This is a genomic window from Ureibacillus chungkukjangi, assembly GCF_003217295.1.
Classification (GTDB): domain Bacteria; phylum Bacillota; class Bacilli; order Bacillales_A; family Planococcaceae; genus Ureibacillus; species Ureibacillus chungkukjangi.
On record NZ_QJTJ01000008.1, the window covers coordinates 105,072 to 120,836 of the forward strand.

17 protein-coding genes, 1 pseudogene and 1 riboswitch are annotated in these 15,765 nt (G+C 37.1%); of the genes and pseudogenes, 3 read left to right on the forward strand and 15 right to left on the reverse strand.

Features of this window, described 5'->3' with window-relative positions; genetic code table 11:
- Positions 1-233: 233 nt before the first annotated feature.
- The 5 genes from BJ095_RS08395 to BJ095_RS08415 all read right to left on the reverse strand — a co-directional run bounded on the left by BJ095_RS08395 (position 234) and on the right by BJ095_RS08415 (position 5,216).
- Entirely contained in the window at positions 234-743 is a 510-nt protein-coding gene (locus BJ095_RS08395) for a YfiT family bacillithiol transferase (protein ID WP_107934686.1), read from the reverse strand.
- An 18-nt stretch (positions 744-761) separates the two neighbouring features.
- Positions 762-1,949 carry an MDR family MFS transporter gene (locus BJ095_RS08400; protein WP_306460156.1) on the reverse strand — a complete coding sequence of 396 codons (1,188 nt, stop codon included), beginning with the start codon at positions 1,947-1,949 and terminating at the stop codon, positions 762-764.
- A gap of 167 nt (positions 1,950-2,116) precedes the next feature.
- Entirely contained in the window at positions 2,117-3,337 is a 1,221-nt protein-coding gene (locus tag BJ095_RS08405; RefSeq protein ID WP_107934685.1) for a methyl-accepting chemotaxis protein, read from the reverse strand.
- Positions 3,338-3,505: 168 nt separating this feature from the next.
- Entirely contained in the window at positions 3,506-4,498 is a 993-nt protein-coding gene (locus tag BJ095_RS08410; protein ID WP_107934684.1) for a bile acid:sodium symporter family protein, read from the reverse strand.
- Positions 4,499-4,640: 142 nt separating this feature from the next.
- On the reverse strand, positions 4,641-5,216 hold the full coding sequence (locus tag BJ095_RS08415) for a MerR family transcriptional regulator (RefSeq protein ID WP_107934683.1): 576 nt from the start codon (positions 5,214-5,216) through the stop codon (positions 4,641-4,643).
- A gap of 27 nt (positions 5,217-5,243) precedes the next feature.
- Here BJ095_RS08415 and BJ095_RS19530 point away from each other — a divergent pair.
- Positions 5,244-5,351: pseudogene (locus tag BJ095_RS19530) on the forward strand (hypothetical protein); the annotation flags it as partial.
- Here the strand turns inward: BJ095_RS19530 and nrdF are convergent.
- Genes nrdF through BJ095_RS08435 form a run of 4 tightly spaced genes read right to left on the reverse strand, consistent with a single transcriptional unit; the run spans position 5,348 to position 8,980 of the window.
- Complete coding sequence (gene nrdF / locus BJ095_RS08420; RefSeq protein WP_107934682.1) at positions 5,348-6,322, reverse strand: class 1b ribonucleoside-diphosphate reductase subunit beta; 975 nt, start codon at positions 6,320-6,322, stop codon at positions 5,348-5,350. The pseudogene BJ095_RS19530 and the gene nrdF overlap by 4 nt on opposite strands.
- Complete coding sequence (gene nrdE, locus BJ095_RS08425) at positions 6,310-8,403, reverse strand: class 1b ribonucleoside-diphosphate reductase subunit alpha (protein ID WP_107934681.1); 2,094 nt, start codon at positions 8,401-8,403, stop codon at positions 6,310-6,312. The genes nrdF and nrdE overlap by 13 nt, the downstream gene beginning before the upstream one ends.
- Entirely contained in the window at positions 8,403-8,759 is a 357-nt protein-coding gene (gene nrdI / locus BJ095_RS08430) for a class Ib ribonucleoside-diphosphate reductase assembly flavoprotein NrdI (RefSeq protein ID WP_107934680.1), read from the reverse strand. Before nrdI ends, nrdE begins: the two co-directional genes overlap by 1 nt.
- Positions 8,756-8,980 (reverse strand): glutaredoxin family protein, encoded by a 225-nt coding sequence (locus BJ095_RS08435; protein ID WP_107934679.1) that lies wholly within the window; start codon positions 8,978-8,980, stop codon positions 8,756-8,758. The genes nrdI and BJ095_RS08435 overlap by 4 nt, the downstream gene beginning before the upstream one ends.
- Before the next feature lie 132 nt (positions 8,981-9,112).
- Positions 9,113-9,289, reverse strand: a riboswitch (cobalamin riboswitch).
- Positions 9,290-9,375: 86 nt separating this feature from the next.
- Here BJ095_RS08435 and BJ095_RS08440 point away from each other — a divergent pair.
- On the forward strand, positions 9,376-10,845 hold the full coding sequence (locus BJ095_RS08440) for a bifunctional metallophosphatase/5'-nucleotidase (RefSeq protein WP_107934678.1): 1,470 nt from the start codon (positions 9,376-9,378) through the stop codon (positions 10,843-10,845).
- Positions 10,846-10,900: 55 nt separating this feature from the next.
- Here BJ095_RS08440 and BJ095_RS08445 read toward each other — a convergent pair whose 3' ends face one another.
- Both BJ095_RS08445 and BJ095_RS08450 read right to left on the reverse strand, forming a co-directional pair.
- On the reverse strand, positions 10,901-11,041 hold the full coding sequence (locus tag BJ095_RS08445; RefSeq protein ID WP_107934677.1) for a YjcZ family sporulation protein: 141 nt from the start codon (positions 11,039-11,041) through the stop codon (positions 10,901-10,903).
- Between the two features lie 183 nt (positions 11,042-11,224).
- Positions 11,225-11,830: a LysE/ArgO family amino acid transporter gene (locus BJ095_RS08450; RefSeq protein ID WP_107934676.1), complete on the reverse strand. Its 606-nt coding sequence runs from the start codon at positions 11,828-11,830 to the stop codon at positions 11,225-11,227.
- 99 nt (positions 11,831-11,929) lie between these two features.
- On the opposite strand from BJ095_RS08450, the gene BJ095_RS08455 reads away from it, so the two are divergent.
- Positions 11,930-13,360 (forward strand): aminotransferase-like domain-containing protein, encoded by a 1,431-nt coding sequence (locus BJ095_RS08455; protein WP_107934675.1) that lies wholly within the window; start codon positions 11,930-11,932, stop codon positions 13,358-13,360.
- 156 nt (positions 13,361-13,516) lie between these two features.
- Here the strand turns inward: BJ095_RS08455 and BJ095_RS08460 are convergent, their stop codons facing one another.
- From BJ095_RS08460 to BJ095_RS08475, 4 genes are read right to left on the reverse strand one after another with little or no spacing between them, the layout of a single operon-like run.
- Positions 13,517-14,044, reverse strand: coding sequence for a DNA topology modulation protein (locus BJ095_RS08460; protein ID WP_107934674.1), 528 nt, complete (start codon positions 14,042-14,044; stop codon positions 13,517-13,519).
- A gap of 25 nt (positions 14,045-14,069) precedes the next feature.
- The gene (locus BJ095_RS08465) at positions 14,070-14,498 is read right to left on the reverse strand and encodes an NUDIX domain-containing protein (RefSeq protein ID WP_107934673.1); all 429 of its coding nucleotides are present in this window, start codon (positions 14,496-14,498) and stop codon (positions 14,070-14,072) included.
- 48 nt (positions 14,499-14,546) lie between these two features.
- A complete protein-coding gene (locus BJ095_RS08470) occupies positions 14,547-15,011 on the reverse strand; it encodes an NUDIX domain-containing protein (protein ID WP_107934672.1) in 465 nt (154 codons plus the stop codon).
- 13 nt (positions 15,012-15,024) lie between these two features.
- Positions 15,025-15,705 carry an HAD family hydrolase gene (locus BJ095_RS08475; protein ID WP_107934671.1) on the reverse strand — a complete coding sequence of 227 codons (681 nt, stop codon included), beginning with the start codon at positions 15,703-15,705 and terminating at the stop codon, positions 15,025-15,027.
- Positions 15,706-15,765 lie beyond the last annotated feature (60 nt).

Sequence of the window (15,765 nt, forward strand, 5' to 3'; positions counted from 1 at the left end):
CAGTTCATTCTCTGGTTGAACTGCATCGTGGCTGTTTTTTCTACTCGCAATGCATTTCATCTCCCATATGAACTGCATCACACCGGCATTTTCTACTTATAATCTCCTATATGAACTGCATCGCATCAGCATTCACTACTTGTAACCCACTTCATCTCCCGTATAAACTGCTCCATACTCAGTTCATTCAAAAAAAGTGTCACTCCTGTCTCTTTCGATAAGGAGTGACACTTTTATTTTTCAAGTGCGATTTTGATATGAGCTAGATGGTGATTCCCGTGCCATGCGTAGAGGCAGATGTTTTCCTTTAAGGTAATAACACCAGATTCTGGATGAGTGAAGGTTTTTTCCAGTTCAGCTGGTGTGAGATTTTCAAGCAGGAATCCCCACCTTTCGTGTAAGCCTTGAATCAAAGATAAGGATACTTCTAAAGGGAGAGTGGAATCTGAAAGCTCTGCCCATTTCTCTTCTGAATAAGGTTTTATGGTTGGATTATCCTCGGTTAAAGCTAATTTAAAGCGTATATAGGAGTTCAAATGACTATCCGCGATATGATGGACAAGCTGGCGGATGCTCCACCCACCCTCACGATAAGTATTTTCAAGCACTTTCACATCTAATTCCTTTAAGGCTTCGTTTAATTTAGCTGGCAAACTTTTTATATCGTCAACCCATCCTTGTACCTCTTCAGAAGAAATACTTTCACTGCACGAAAACTTTCCAATTGGATACCTGTCATTCACGCTTAAACCCCTCCACAATCAAATTGCTTTATTCATAGATAGTGCCTTTTTATAAAATACGAGACTTAACAATACGATGACTGCCATAACATAGTATATTTCTCCAATGTAATGAGTTAGAAGCCACCCGCCAAAAATCGGTCCGATAAAGCCGCCGAGATTTTTAAGTTGGGATGCGCCTAAATATGTAGCCTTTTGTGTATCTGGTGCGATTTCTTCAATCATTGCATTCATCATAGGGAAGGCAAAAATCTCACCTATCGAAAAAACAATCATTGCAATAATAAACAATGCCCAGCTCGATGCCATATTAAATAAGATAAAACCTGCAGCGAAGAAACACATACCAAAACTCAAGCTTTTGAAGGACGAGATTTTTTCCGTATACACGCTTATTGGTAGCTGTAACAATAAAACGATGGCAGCATTGATAACGAGTAAAATAGAATATAATTTCACTCCCTCTTCTACCGAAAGATTAACTAGCTGTGGCAAGGTAGAATCATATTGGGAGTAACCAAGACTGATTAGCACACCGCCAGCAAGTAATAGAAGAAGCTTCGTATCTTTACCTACCACTTTTAGCATTTGGGGAAGAGTCTGCCTTCCAGACGCAAGTTGTTGACGCATTTCAAAATGATTCAATAAGCCGATAAGAACAAATCCATACGCAGCATACATCACTCCCGTAATAACAAAAGGCATCACTGCGCTTGACAAACTTGAAATCCATACTCCTAAAACCGGACCGATTACACCAGCAATATTGATACTAGTGTATCGAATTGAGAATAGTCTTCTACGTTTCTCTTTTTCTGTGAAATCAATCATTAGTGCTTGTGTGGCCGGTTCAAAAAAGGAGCGACACAAGCCATTTAAACTACTAAGAATTATAAACAACAACACATTTTGAACTAGAGCAAAGCCTATGAATACGCCACTCCAAACAAAAATAGTGAAAATAATGACAAGCTTTCTGCCTAATTTATCTGTTAAATATCCCCCAAAGATTCCTCCAAAGGTGGCAAATAATTGGGCTGCACCTAATGTTACTCCTATCACTAATGGCGTAGCATGTAACTCATTATGCAGATATAAAGCAAGAAATGGAATGGTCATAAAGCTTGCTGCCCTTGTAAAAATAGTACCAAGTAAAATACTCCATACTAATGGATGGAAATAGTTTAACCCCTTCAAAATATACACCTCAATTTATTCCACTACTGTAGCTAATAACTATCTAAAAATAAAGTGTATTTAGTACTATTTGAATTTTTAGAATTATCATGACTTTGCTATTCCTTTTAGTTAAAACAAAAAAGAGTGTCATCCGAACGTACCGGCTTTGACACTCCTTTAAGTTAATCAGCCTCTTACTTCTTTACCATTCCTTGCAACTGCTCTGCAACTTCTGCTAAGGCACCAGTCGAAGAGAATACTTCATTTAATGCATACGAATTTTGTTCAGATGCTGCTGCAATTTCTGCCATTTTAGATGTAGAGTTTTGAGCTAGCTGTGACACATCCTCGAACGATGCATTCACTTGTTCCGTACTTGCAGACATTTCTTCCACTACTGCAGATAATTCTTGAGTTTGAGCACTTACATTTTCAATTGATGTTAAGATTTGAGTAAATGTTTTCCCTGTAATCTGCACTAGCTCTAATCCATTTTTTGTCTCTATTGTTGCTTTGTTCGTCATTTCATAAGCCTGGTTTGTATCTTCTTGAATCAACTTGATAATTTCTTCAATTTGTTTTGAAGCCTCTTTTGATTGTTCAGCTAAAAGCCTTACTTCGTTTGCAACAACCGCAAATCCCTTTCCATGCTCACCTGCACGTGCCGATTCAATGGCTGCATTTAATGCTAATAAATTAGTTTGGTCAGCAATTCCAGTAATAACGCCGATAATACTACCAATCTTCGTAGATTTATCCTCTAACTCCTTCATAACTGAATTCGTTTCATGATTCACCTTATAGATTGAGTTCATTTGTTCATCGATTTTTTGGATATAATTATTTCCTAGATTTGCTTGTGTTGTCGTTTCAGAAGCAGATTCAGCCACATTATTTGTAGTTTGGGCAACACGACCAATCCCGATAGTGATTTCACTCATTGCCGTAGCACTTTCCTGAATGTTTTTACCTTGTATGTCTACACTGCTAGCAACCTCTTGAATAGATGCAGCCATTTGGTTAGTTGATACATTCGTTTGCTCAGTTGAGGATTTTAAACTACTTGATGATGTCACTAATTGATCTGACACACTATTTAACTGAACGAAGATTGATTTAAGATTTTCCCCCATCTCATGTAAAAATTGAGACAGCTCCCCAAATTCATTTTTCACTTTTGGTGCTTTATCTATTTCAAGTTCTCTTGCTGTAATTTGTCTTGCTATCTTTAACGTTTCTTTTAAAGGTCTTGTAATAGATTTATATGTATAGAGTGTACCTACTACTAATATACCGATTCCTACCGCACTTATGATCACTATTTCCATTGATGCCGTGAATAAAATATTAGCTATCAAAAGAACAATTACCAATAAATTTCCTACATAAAGTCCTCTTGTTGCTTTTATGCCCATGTGATTTACAACTCCTTCTAAATTTATTCCTATAACAAAAGTAACATTTTTCTGAATACTTAGCCATAGAACAAAAGTAGCCGAACAAGGACTTTTGTTGAACAAAAATGAGAGATATATTAGTTCATACCTCCCACTCTTTACTATTAAATTAATAAATCTCTAATCTTAGACAGAGGAGCTCTCATGTTTTAGCAGCTCTTCCTTTGAAAGACATCTTTCATTATATTTTTCCTTATACCTCTCTAGCACTCTACTAAATTGTGAGGCGAGTATTTGCTGGAAGAGCATTCCGAAGACCACCGGCATAACCACTTTTGGTGGAAAGTAAGTACTAGCGATTACTACTCCGACGGCAATATTACGCATCCCCCCTGTAAATACAATAGTTGTAATGACCTCAAAGTCTTTAAATAAGAAGTGACCCAATAGCAAACACATTATATAGCCTGAGATGGCTAGTAATAAAACTACTACTATAATCCAAATGATTTCCCATGTTATATTTTTCAAATAAGGTGCAATGGCGCTACTATTGATACCTACGATTAAAAACAAACTCAGCTTCTGAAAAGGGGCTAGTGTTTTCCCCAGTGTTTGATTGATCTCTCCTTTAGTCCACTCATTCAGTAAAACAGCTGCAATCGAGGGTAATACAATCATCCACATTAAATCTAGCATAATGGACATTGTGTTAATTTCAACTTTTTCCCCTACTACAAAATGAACTAAGGTTGGTAGGATAATTGGTGAAAGAATTGTATCAATTAAAATGATTGATAAACATAGCGGTAGGTGCCCCTTACAAATACTCGCCCAAATAAAGCTCGTTACTCCAGTAGGAACGGCAACGGAAAGAATAAAGCCTATGATTAATAAATGATCATCAAATAAGAGGGTTGAGATAAAATACGCCCAAACAGGCATAAGAATATGTAAAAATGCAATGGTAGTGAGGATAACCCAGGGGTATTTCATGAAGCTTCGCAGGCCTTGAAAATTCATGCTTAAACTACCAGCAAAGGTCATAAAAGCGAATAACACAGGAACAAGAAATGCTAATTGCCCACCTATATCCTCGAGTAATACACCAATTATCAAGCTAAGGGGTGTTAGGATCGGCATGAGTTTTTGGAGGCGTTTATTAATATCAGCTAACATCGAAGCCCTTCTTTCTAAAAATTCTATAAACTTTACTATACTCCAATTTACAGTAGTTGGTAAATAGTTCTTTAAAAACAAAAATAGCCTGCGTCATCATCATTCGCAAGCTACCGCTAATCGCTATTAAATTGATTTTCTGTCATTTCCAAAATTGCCACCATCGTTTTTTCTTTCTCTCCCTTTCCTTTACCGCTTCTACTTCAGCAGTTGCTACTGCAAGCTGCCTTCTTGTTTCCATAGATTCCTTCATGGCAAACATTAATTTCTTATCTCTCTCTTCAATACTCGTTTTGAAGGTTTGCTCTTGTTGAATTAACTGTTCAAGAAGCTTCTTATTGAATTCCATTTGCTCATTTTTAAATACTGAAAATTCCTCTAGAAGATTGTTTATGTCGTGCATTTCTGTGAATTTTTTTTGTAGACTGTCTTTTAGTTCGTCTGGAGTTGTACCAAGGATTTCACTTATAGCTTGTTTGATCGTCAGGGAGCTAGAGTTTTTAAGATCGACTACTTTTTTAATCATTTCAATGTCTTTTTTATAGTAAATGAAATGTCCATTTTTGTTCTTTTGGAAGTCGTAATGATGCTTTTGCATTAGCCTGCAATAATTCCTTAGAGTTCTTTCCTGAACACCTACTATTTTACTAACTGCCACCGTATTATAAATAAGGTCTTCACCAGTTGATGTATCCGATACTACCGCTATATCTGACATACATATCACCCCTTACTCTATACAGTTCGCAAAAAATTACTACATTCCTTTAAAAATCGTTCTACAAATATAGACATGTATTGCAAGAAAAACTCACAAAAGCAAGAGTTTAGCCTTTATGAGTTTCATATTTAAATTCTATTTTTAAAATTAAAGGTTTCATCAGTAATAGATGCTACTTTGGCTTTGGCATAGGAAGAGCCTTTTTGACTAAAAAAGTCATTAGTAGACCCTTCATTGCGAATCCCATTCATCACAATTGGATTTACTTCCTCCTCTGGGAACATCGCTTCAAAGCCAACATTCATCAAGGCCTTATTGGCGTTATAGCGTACGTATGCCTTTACATCTGGGGAAAGGCCCGTTTCTGCATATAAATCATCAGTATAGTCCATTTCATTTTGATATAAATCCAGTAAAAGGTCATATCCCCAAACCGTTAGCTCCTCTTGCTTCTGCTTCGAAAATTGCTTGAATAAATTCTGAGCAAAGAAGCCCACTGCAACTCCATGGATAGATTCATCTCGTAAAATGAGCGAAATGACCTCTGCTGAATTACGCAGGATTCCTTGACCGCCCAAATAGAGAGGATAGAAAAAGCCGGAATAGAATAAGAAGGACTCTAGCATAACGGAAGAGAACATCGCCTTCCATAAGCTTTCTGAATTTCCTTCCTCTATATTGTTGTAGATATCCGCAATTTTAGTTGCCTTGTACTGAAGATATTCGTTTTTCTTTACCCACTCAAATAATTCGTCAATTTCTGTGTTTGTACATAGAGTAGTGAAAATATAAGAGTAAGATTTTGCATGGATGGCTTCAAAAGCCCCGAAAACAGTGAAAACAGCTTTTTCCTGTAAATCTGTTGCATAGGTAGCAATTTGGTTCATGCCAATATTAGTTTGTACGGTATCAAGGAGTGTAAGCCCAGCAAATACCTTTTTGTATGTTTCCTGATGCTCAAAGCTTTGCCACTGTTTCACATCCTTACTAACTGCAATTTCTTCTGGGAACCAAATCTGCTTCCATTGTTGGTCCCAAAAAACTTGTGCAAGCTCGCTTGTCGGTTTATTCCAATTGACGGCCTCATAAATTATATTTGACATGCTATACACTCCTCTAATGTTTGTAATCGTTGACGTACATAGTAAACTGATTTAATGCCGCGCATCCAAGCATAGATATAGATTTTGGCTAGCTGTTCAGTTGTCCACGCATCCGTTACATAGAGCGTCATCGAAATCCCTTGGTCCACATGCTTTTGGGCAGCAGCATATAAATCGATTAGGTCATAAGCATTGACATCATATGCTTCAACATAGAGGTGAGCATTATCATTATTTAAGAATGGCATTGGGTAAATGGTGCGGCTATCGGCATAATCGCGTACCTCCACGCGTTCTGTAGAGGGGGCGATGGAAGCCGTGCAGGATCTTATATAACTTATGGATCCAGTAGGAGCAACAGCCATTCTATAGCTATTGAACAAACCATACTTTTTCACACCTTTAGCTAGCTCCTTCCACATTGCTGCTGTTATAATCGGCACATTCCCTAGGGCTCGTATTGTAACAGTCTGGAAAGGCTTTTCCTCTTTATTGATATACGAGTCAAAATAGTTTCCATTTGCATATTCACTCTCTTCAAATCCATAAAAAGTCTCTCCGCGCTCTTTCGCAATCTCCATCGAGCTTTTTAGAGAATAATAGTTTAAAGCTTCCATAAAGCCATCTATAAATTCAATAGATTCCTTTGAGCCATACATGATGCCTTGCGTCACTAAATGCCCGTGCAAATTCATCACACCGAGACCAACTGAATGCATGAGTTTATTTGCCTTAGCAACAGATGGTACATTTTTGATATAAGTCATTTGGGATACATTCGTTAACAGCCTCATTGCCGTATCAACTAACTTCCCAAAATCAGCTACCTTACTTGCCTCATGCATATCAATTGAGCCTAGATTACAGGATACATCCAAACCATAGTCATTCGGTTCATCTTGATCTGTGATAATACTCTTTTGCTGCACCTGTAATATTTCCGTACATAGATTTGACATTTGAACGCGCCCAATATTTTTCAGTGGGTGCACTTCATTCACGTTATCATCAAAAATTTCAAAAGGGTAACCAGATTCAAATTGCGCTTTTTTCACTTCTGTATAAAGCTTTCGCGCATTTAATCGTTTAATTTTTCGAACCCTTGGATTATCCAGTAGCTCGTGATACATTTCCGAAATTGAAATTTCAGACATTCTTTTTCCATATTCTTTGTAAATATCGTATGGACTAAAGAGCACAATATCCTTATCCCGCTTCATCAGTTCAAAGAAAATACTCGGAATAATTATCCCAGTAGACAATGTCGCTAAACGGATTTTGTCATCTGCATTTGGTTTTTTGGAAGAAATAAAATTCTCAATATCAGCATGGAAAATATTTAAGTATACAACGCCCGAACCGTTACGTTGGCCGAGCTGATTAGAATAACTAAAGGAATTTTCTAGAAGCTTAGCAACCGGTATTACACCACTTGCCCGATTTTGGATTTCCTTAATTGGATCTCCTAATGGGCGCAAGTCCGTTAAGTTAACACCCACCCCACCACCAAGGCGTGAAAGCTCCAAACAATAGCCAATATTTTCAGCAATACTATTCATAGAGTCGTCCATCGATAGCTTAAAGCAGCTTACTAGTTCCCCACGTGCCTTCTTCCCGCTATTTAAAGCTGTTGGTGTAGCAGGTTGATAGGCTTCCATCATCGCCTCCACAGCTCGTTCTGCTAATTCTGCATCTCCTTGAGCCAGATACAACGCAATTATCACAATACGATCCTCATATTTTTCAAGAATCTCTTCACCATCACGACTCTTCATAGCATAACTATCGTAAAATTTACTTGCACTCATAAAAGAGGGAAAGCGAAAGTTGTAATCATATGCTTTTTTATATAAATGTTTAATAAATTCTAAGTCATACAGTTCAATAAACTCTTTCTCGTAATAACCTTCCTCTACTAAATAACGAAGCTTTTCTTCAATATCGATAAAGTACCGCAAGCGAACGTTCACATATTCTAAAAAGTAACGTCGTGTAGCCTCACGATCCTTTTCTAGCTCTAATTGTCCCGTTGTGTTATAGCGATTGAGCACATCATTATTTAACTTTAAATACGTCTTCATTACATCACCCTCGTTTCATAAAACTGTTGAATCATTTCATAATCCTTTTGATATCCACGCAATTCTATTTTCCGTACCAATGGCACCTGATAGCGTGAGACTATTTTGTCTCCTGCTCCACCAAATACGTGATGACCAAAGTTGCTATTGCCACTGACTACAACACCTTTACAGAGAGAGCCATTATGTTCTAAAAATTGGGCAACCTTTGTCGGAATATCTCCAAACCCATCTGTATAAGTAATTAATAAATAAGGCTTGTCCAGCTGAAGTCCTTCTTTAATCTCCACGGCTTCACCCTGTATTTTGGAAACGACATAACGTACATTCCCAGTTCTGCTTGCGTAAGCAATCATTGTGCAACCAACTCGATTTGCGAAATGATCTCTTTAACGTCCCCTATCAAGCGCCCTTCAATTTCTAAAACTGGAACTGTTAGTAACCCTGACTGAATAAGAAATTCTTTTTCATGTGGTTCATGATCGATATTGACCTCTTCGACTATAACTTTCGCTTTTTCCAGCTCTGATTTTACCCACATGCATTTTGGACATACCGTTTTTGTATATAATTTCATCGAATCTCTCTCCTTGTGGTAATTTTTCAAAATAAAAAGGCTATCTCTTCGAAAAGAGATAGCCTAAAAATGGAAACGTCCTAAGTGAATTGAAAAAGGGTACGTCCCCATTTCTCAATCCCCGAAGAAATGAATGATCTGTTTTACTAGGCAGGTCTCCTGGCTTAGCTTCACCCTTTGATTCCCTTCCCATGAAAACACAGTGGTATCGAATCATTGTCAGCATCACAGTTGCGGGGACAGCGTCGGAATTACACCGAACTTCCCTATTAAACTACATGTAGTAGTACCTAGTTAAAACAAACACAATATATAGTTTTAATTTACGAAGATAAGTGTAGCATAAATTCTAATATTATGTAAATGAGTAAATCTTCATTTGCTATACTAAAAATATGATAAAAAAAGACAGAGAATTAGTGGTGAAAAATATGTCCTTTTCCATCTTAGTTACGAGTGATATCCATGGACGACTCGATCGTTTTGAGAAATTAGTCAAGCAAATGAAATCCTTAAATGCTGATTTAGTAATTGATAACGGAGATTTTCTTGATGGTAGTCCAGCCACTTTTTATTATCAGCACATCCAAAAAAGCCAGCATCCAATGATTGAGCTAGCAAATCAAATCTATGATATTGCGATTTTAGGAAATCATGAATTTCATAACAGTCTTCTAGCTCTAGAAAAATTACGCTCTGATTGTCGTTTTCCTTGGATTAGCTGCAATATCAAAGACTTCGCTAAACCGTATTACGTGCAAAACATTAACGAAAAAAAGTTTGTCATTGTAGGTGCTACTACTCACTTTACACCTATGTGGGACGAGCATGGATATGTGAAGGAGCTAATATTTGAGGACGCTTTAAAAGCACTGCATTTCTGGGTAGATTATGTAAAAGAGCATGAAAAACCTGATTATCTCATCGTTTCCTATCATGGAGGCTTTTCCGAGGACCCTTCAACAGAGGCTGTATTCCAAGCGAGAACCGGTGAAAATCAAGCAAATGAAATTCTAGAAACGATTCAGGATATTGATTTACTTATCACTGGTCACCAGCATTTATATATAAATACAAGGCTGCAGAACACTTTGATTATTCAACCGACTTCTCACAGCAATGGTTTTTTCGAGGTTCAAATCGATTTTGAAGAGGGACATAGTCATGCAATCTTCCATCAACTAGAGGATAGTCAATTTTCTTATCCAGCAGAAGTTGAAGAATGGTTAGATCAAGAGCTCACATACATACAGGATGACTATTCATATAAGGGTTTATTGTCCTCCAGGCTTTCTAGCCATCCTTTTATACAGCTAACTCATGACATGCAGCTCAAAGCTACAAATGCCGAAATTTCTGTTTGTGATCTTTTGTATTTGGAGAAAGGTGGGTTCAAAGGTAGCATAACCAATCGGGTTTTACTTAAGAATTCTCCACGAGAGCATAAGTTACAGGTCATTTCACTTTCAGGGGCTGAAATAAAAGAATTAATGGAGTTAAGTGCCGCCGTTTTAGCACTCAATAAAGCTGGCGAAATTGATTTTAGTACAAATGTTTTCCCTGGTACCCAACAAGCCTATCAATATGATTTCTGGGGCGGAATTTCTTATGTATTTGATGTGAAGGAGCCAGTGGGGCAACGTGTACAGGAGATAGTTTTCGAGGGTAAGCCACTTGGAATGCATCAACATTATCAGGTAGTATTCAACAGCTATCGTTTAACCGGGGTTGATTTTCCTTTATTAAAAAATCGAGAAATCCTTTATGAAGCAACTCAAACAGTTCCTTTTTTATTTAAGGGCTATTTACAAGCTTGCTTCCCTAAAGCTGTTCCGAATCATGGACACTTTAAAGTACGGTACTAATTACTAAAGCCCTCCAAAAAATTTGGAGGGCTAGCTTTTTCTACTTTGTTAAATATTAGAAGCCGTATCCACCGCTACCACCGAAGTAGTAAGCACCAACAATAATTAGAAGAATGAATAGTACTACTAATAAAGCGAACCATGAACCGTTTTCACCAGTTCCGTAACCGAAATCACCGCCAACACTTTTACCCATTCTAAAACACCTCCTCATTTCGTCGAACTCAGTATCAATATATGCACCTTTGATATTGTGTTCTAGACGAATGTATTGGTGAGAATGCCTAGTTTGTAGTGGAAAACCCTATAGGCGTAGCTTTTACACAGGATTTTAAAAGGCTCAAATACATTTTTATTTTTATGATTTCCTTTTTAGGGTTTAACTAAAAATACCCATAAGCAAGTACAGAGCAGTTCCCCAAATAAAAAGAGCTGAGCATTTATTAAATAAAATAAAAATTTTGTTTGGAATGTGGAATTTTTTCAAAATTGCTCCTAAAGTTACTAAGCCCAAAAACCAAATCCAAGACACGACTACACAAGCCAATGTAAACAAGAATTGCTCTTGCCCACTGTACTTAATAGCACTGGTTCCTATTACACCAATTGTATCTAATAAGGCATGAGGGTTAAGCAATGAAACAGAAAGTGCAAAAAGGATTTGCTTTTTTAACGGCAGGGCTTCTTCACCTTCGACATTAGCAGCGGGAGAAGTCCAAGTCACCTTCCCCATATATAAAAGAAAAAGGATTCCTCCCACTAACAAAACAAGACGCAGCCATTCAAATTGCAAAACAATGAGCGATAGTCCCAAAATGGCAAGTACAATCAATACAGTATCGCAAATTGCAGCGGTAATTGTTGCAGGCAATGCTTTAACTATGCTGGGTTGGGTAACGCCCTGAGTAAATACGAAGATATTTTGCACCCCTAAAGGTAAAATAAGTCCAAATGCAAGTAAAATTCCATGTAACAAAGGTTCCATCTCTCTAACCCCTTTCCTCTCTATCATACATGTGCTATAAATAGAAAAAAGGTCCAATTGGATGGATTTTTACCCACCCAATTTCAAAGGAGATAACAAATGAACTGGCAACCAAATCGCTCCTTAGCAACCAGCTTATCAAATCAAATCGTTCAATGGATAACAGAACAAATACAAAGCGGTGAGTGGCCACTTGGAACTAAATTACCTCCCCAACGCCAGCTCGCACTATCTTTTGGTGTTAATCGCAGTACACTTCAAGAAGCAATTGACGAGCTGAAGGCTAATGGACTTCTATCTTCTAAGGCTGGCTCGGCTACTTATGTAGCGAATGATTCCTGGAATTTACTCGTGAAGCAAAAACAAACAAATTGGCAGCACTACATAGAAACTAGCATCCACAAAGCAAACTACCAAACCATTCAATTAATAAATGAATTTGAACAAGATGACACCGTAATACGATTAGGTACAGGTGAGCTAAGTCCTTCTCTATTGCCTACCGCTGAGCTACAGAACTCTCTTAGCGAGGTGAATTTGGATGGGAAGTCGATTGGCTATTCATCCCCCCAAGGAAGCCTTAGTTTGCGTCAGTCGATTTGCCAATACGTTAAAAGGCGTGGTATTGAGACAACACCTGAAAACATTTGTATTGTCTCAGGAGGGCTTCAAGCACTACAGCTAATTGCTCTTGGGTTACTCGAAACAGGATCATTCGTTTTTCAAAATCAATTCTCTTATTTAAATTCGATTCACACCTTTCAATCCTTTGGCATGAATCTCTATTCTTTAACTGACAGCCAATTTACTACCGAAGCAATCGAACGGATTCGTAAAAAGCGCCAAGCCATTTTATATACTATACCTAGTCTTCATAACCCAACTGGTGTAAGTATGACTTTAAAAGAGAAAAAAAGATTATATAATTTAAGCGAAGCACTTCAATTACCCATGATAGAAGATGATGTTTACTTTGAATTACTTTTTGATAATCCTACCCCAGCTATAAAATCCTTTGATCAGACAGGACAAGTCCTATACATTGGCAGCGTTTCAAAAACATTGAGTCCTGGGTTACGAATTGGTTGGGTGATTGCTTCTAAAGCAGTCATTAAACGATTAGCTGATATAAAAATGCAAATGGATTATGGCTCAAGTGCGATTTCACAGCAAATCGTCGAATACTGGCTACGTACAGGGAAATATGAAGAACATATTGGCCACTTAAAAGCTGAGCTTAAAAAGCGGGCAGCGTATACGGAGAAATTACTAAAACAGCATTTTAGTAATCTTGCTTCTTGGGAATCACCTAAGGGCGGATTTTATATTTGGTTAAAATTCCATAAGCCTCTTGTAACGACCGAGCTATTTATGCGCTTGCTCAAGAAAAAAGTACTTATTAACCCCGGCTATATTTATGCACCAAATGACGCTCATCATATCCGCCTCTCCTTTGCCTATAGCTCCGAGGCTGAGCTAAAACGGGGCATTGAAATACTTTATGCGGAAGTAAAACTGCTTTTAAAATGAAAAAATAGCATGGGAAATGTACACTCCCATGCTATTTCAATCACTAATTCACATATAGTTGCTGCTTTCTTTTTGTCTTATGGCTTAGTCTAGAATATAAATATAAATATAAATATAAATGGTATAACCTATTCTATTAGAAGGATAATCAAACCATCAGCCGTTCAAATTTCCGGCTGTTTCAATAGTATGTAAAAATCTTTTTATTTCTTTTGGGGAAGTTAAGATAATAATCTCTTTATTACTTGAAAATGATTCTAACTTTCTCAATATCTCAAGCCTTTTTGTTTTGGGAAAATTCCAGACCCACTTTAAGAATTCAAGATCTAGTCTTTCATCGCACCCTTCTCCCATATCAGGTCGCGTCTTATTTCGATACTGGAATCTCCTTTTAATGATGCGATACGCACAAAGTGTTCGAGGGAAATCTAGAAAAATAACAGTATCGGCTTTGTTTAAACGTATGTCCATTGTACCACCATAATTGCCATCAAAAATCCAATATTCATTTTCTACTAATTCACTTTGCACCATTTTTTGCTCTTCTCTAGAAGCCCCCACCCAGCCTGGTTTCCAGAACAACGCATCCAAATGAAAAACCTCAATCTTCAAGAGCTTCCCAAGCTTTCTTGCTAAAGTCGACTTACCAGCACCACCTGAACCGATTATTGCAATTCTTTTCATAGAAGCCCTCCTTACTTGAAATAATCTAAATCCGTTTACTCAGGACTTTCCGAGCAAGCTCAAGATTTCTTTTTAAATAATCCGGGACTTCAGGATGAGATAATATTTGATTAGTGCTCATCCAAATGACTCCATCAACCTCTTCAGTACTTTTTGCAAAGGCTTCACCAGTTTCATATTCACAAAGAAAAACTACATCTACTACATGCAGTCCTGTATCAGTCACAAAAGAAGTGCTATTTACATATTCAAGATTTTTTACCTTTATGCCCACCTCTTCAAATATTTCACGCTCAAGAGTTCTTTCTAAGATATCAGTTGAATCTCCTTCTTTTTCGACCTTTCCGCCTACCAAAGAAAGTGTTCCCCCTGCATGCTCTTCTTTCTTACTACGCTCAATTAATAGCCAATTTCCATCCCTATAAATTGCACCTTCAACATTTACGATAAACATTTAATGTCCCCCTTTATGAAATTTCATTAACTATAAGTAAGTCACTTTTTAATTAATATCCCCTAAATAAACAGGAAAGATTTTTCCCTCCATATGCTCAATAATGTACTTTCGCATAGTCTGAGGATATAGTCTAAAGTTTAATAGTTCTTTTAAAGGTAACCATTCCACTCCAATTTGTCCTTCATCTGGGACAATTCCATTACCGATATCATTGCTTTTTTCACTCAGACTACATAAAAACATATATTCAGTCTGATGAACCTTTGAATCAAATTCGAAATGCTCATGATTTTTCCCAATGTATTCTCTTAAAAAGAGTAGGTCACCTATTTCTACTTCTGCATTTATTTCTTCAATGCACTCTCTTTTTAATGTTTCATGAAGATTTTCACCATGCACCTGTCCACCACCTGGTAAGATATAATAGTAGCCATCTTTATCTTCTTTCTTAATAGCTAGCAGTTTATTATCCTGTACAATAATTGCTTTTGCTGAATTTCTTATGCTCATTTTTTACCTCCGTCTAGTTTTTTTCTCTATTTATCTCTTCAATAATTAATATCAGTTCTTTCAAATCATCAATGATAAAATCAGCATTCACCTGATTCTGGTTCCATTGCTTATCTTTTTTCCATACACTTACCATGCCTGCAGATTTTGAAGCCCTAACATCATTCTCTGGATGATCACCTACGAAAATAGTTTCGTGAGGTGCCACATTTATTTGGTTGAGTGCTTTTAGAAAAATTTCGGGATTTGGTTTTTTCATGCCTTCCCATTCTGAAATAAGAATTGTTTCAAAATAATGTTCTATCCCTAAAGCTTTTATGTTATCCATTTGAAACTGCCCTTTTCCATTTGTTATCATACCTAGCCTAATGGAATGAGCCTTTAAGCTTTCTAATATACTTATTAAATTTCCAAAGGGGATACAACAATGGTGGAACTCAGTTAAATAATCATGAAGTAACTTCTCCCAAGATACTTCGATTATTTCAAATTCATCAACCATCTGTCGGTACACTTTATCCTTCCAAACATATCCTCGGCAATCCAGCTCAATAAATCTTGATATGTATTTTTCTTTCGGAATATGACCAACCCATTGTATTAAACGTTCATATTGGTATTCTATAAATTTTTGTACAGAGGCATCTCTGTTTAATAGAGTGCCATCTAAATCAAAAACCACTGATTTAATCATGTAAAAGCTACCTCCCTTCTCCTTTGTAACAGTTGATGTACTAGGAATAGCCACCTATAA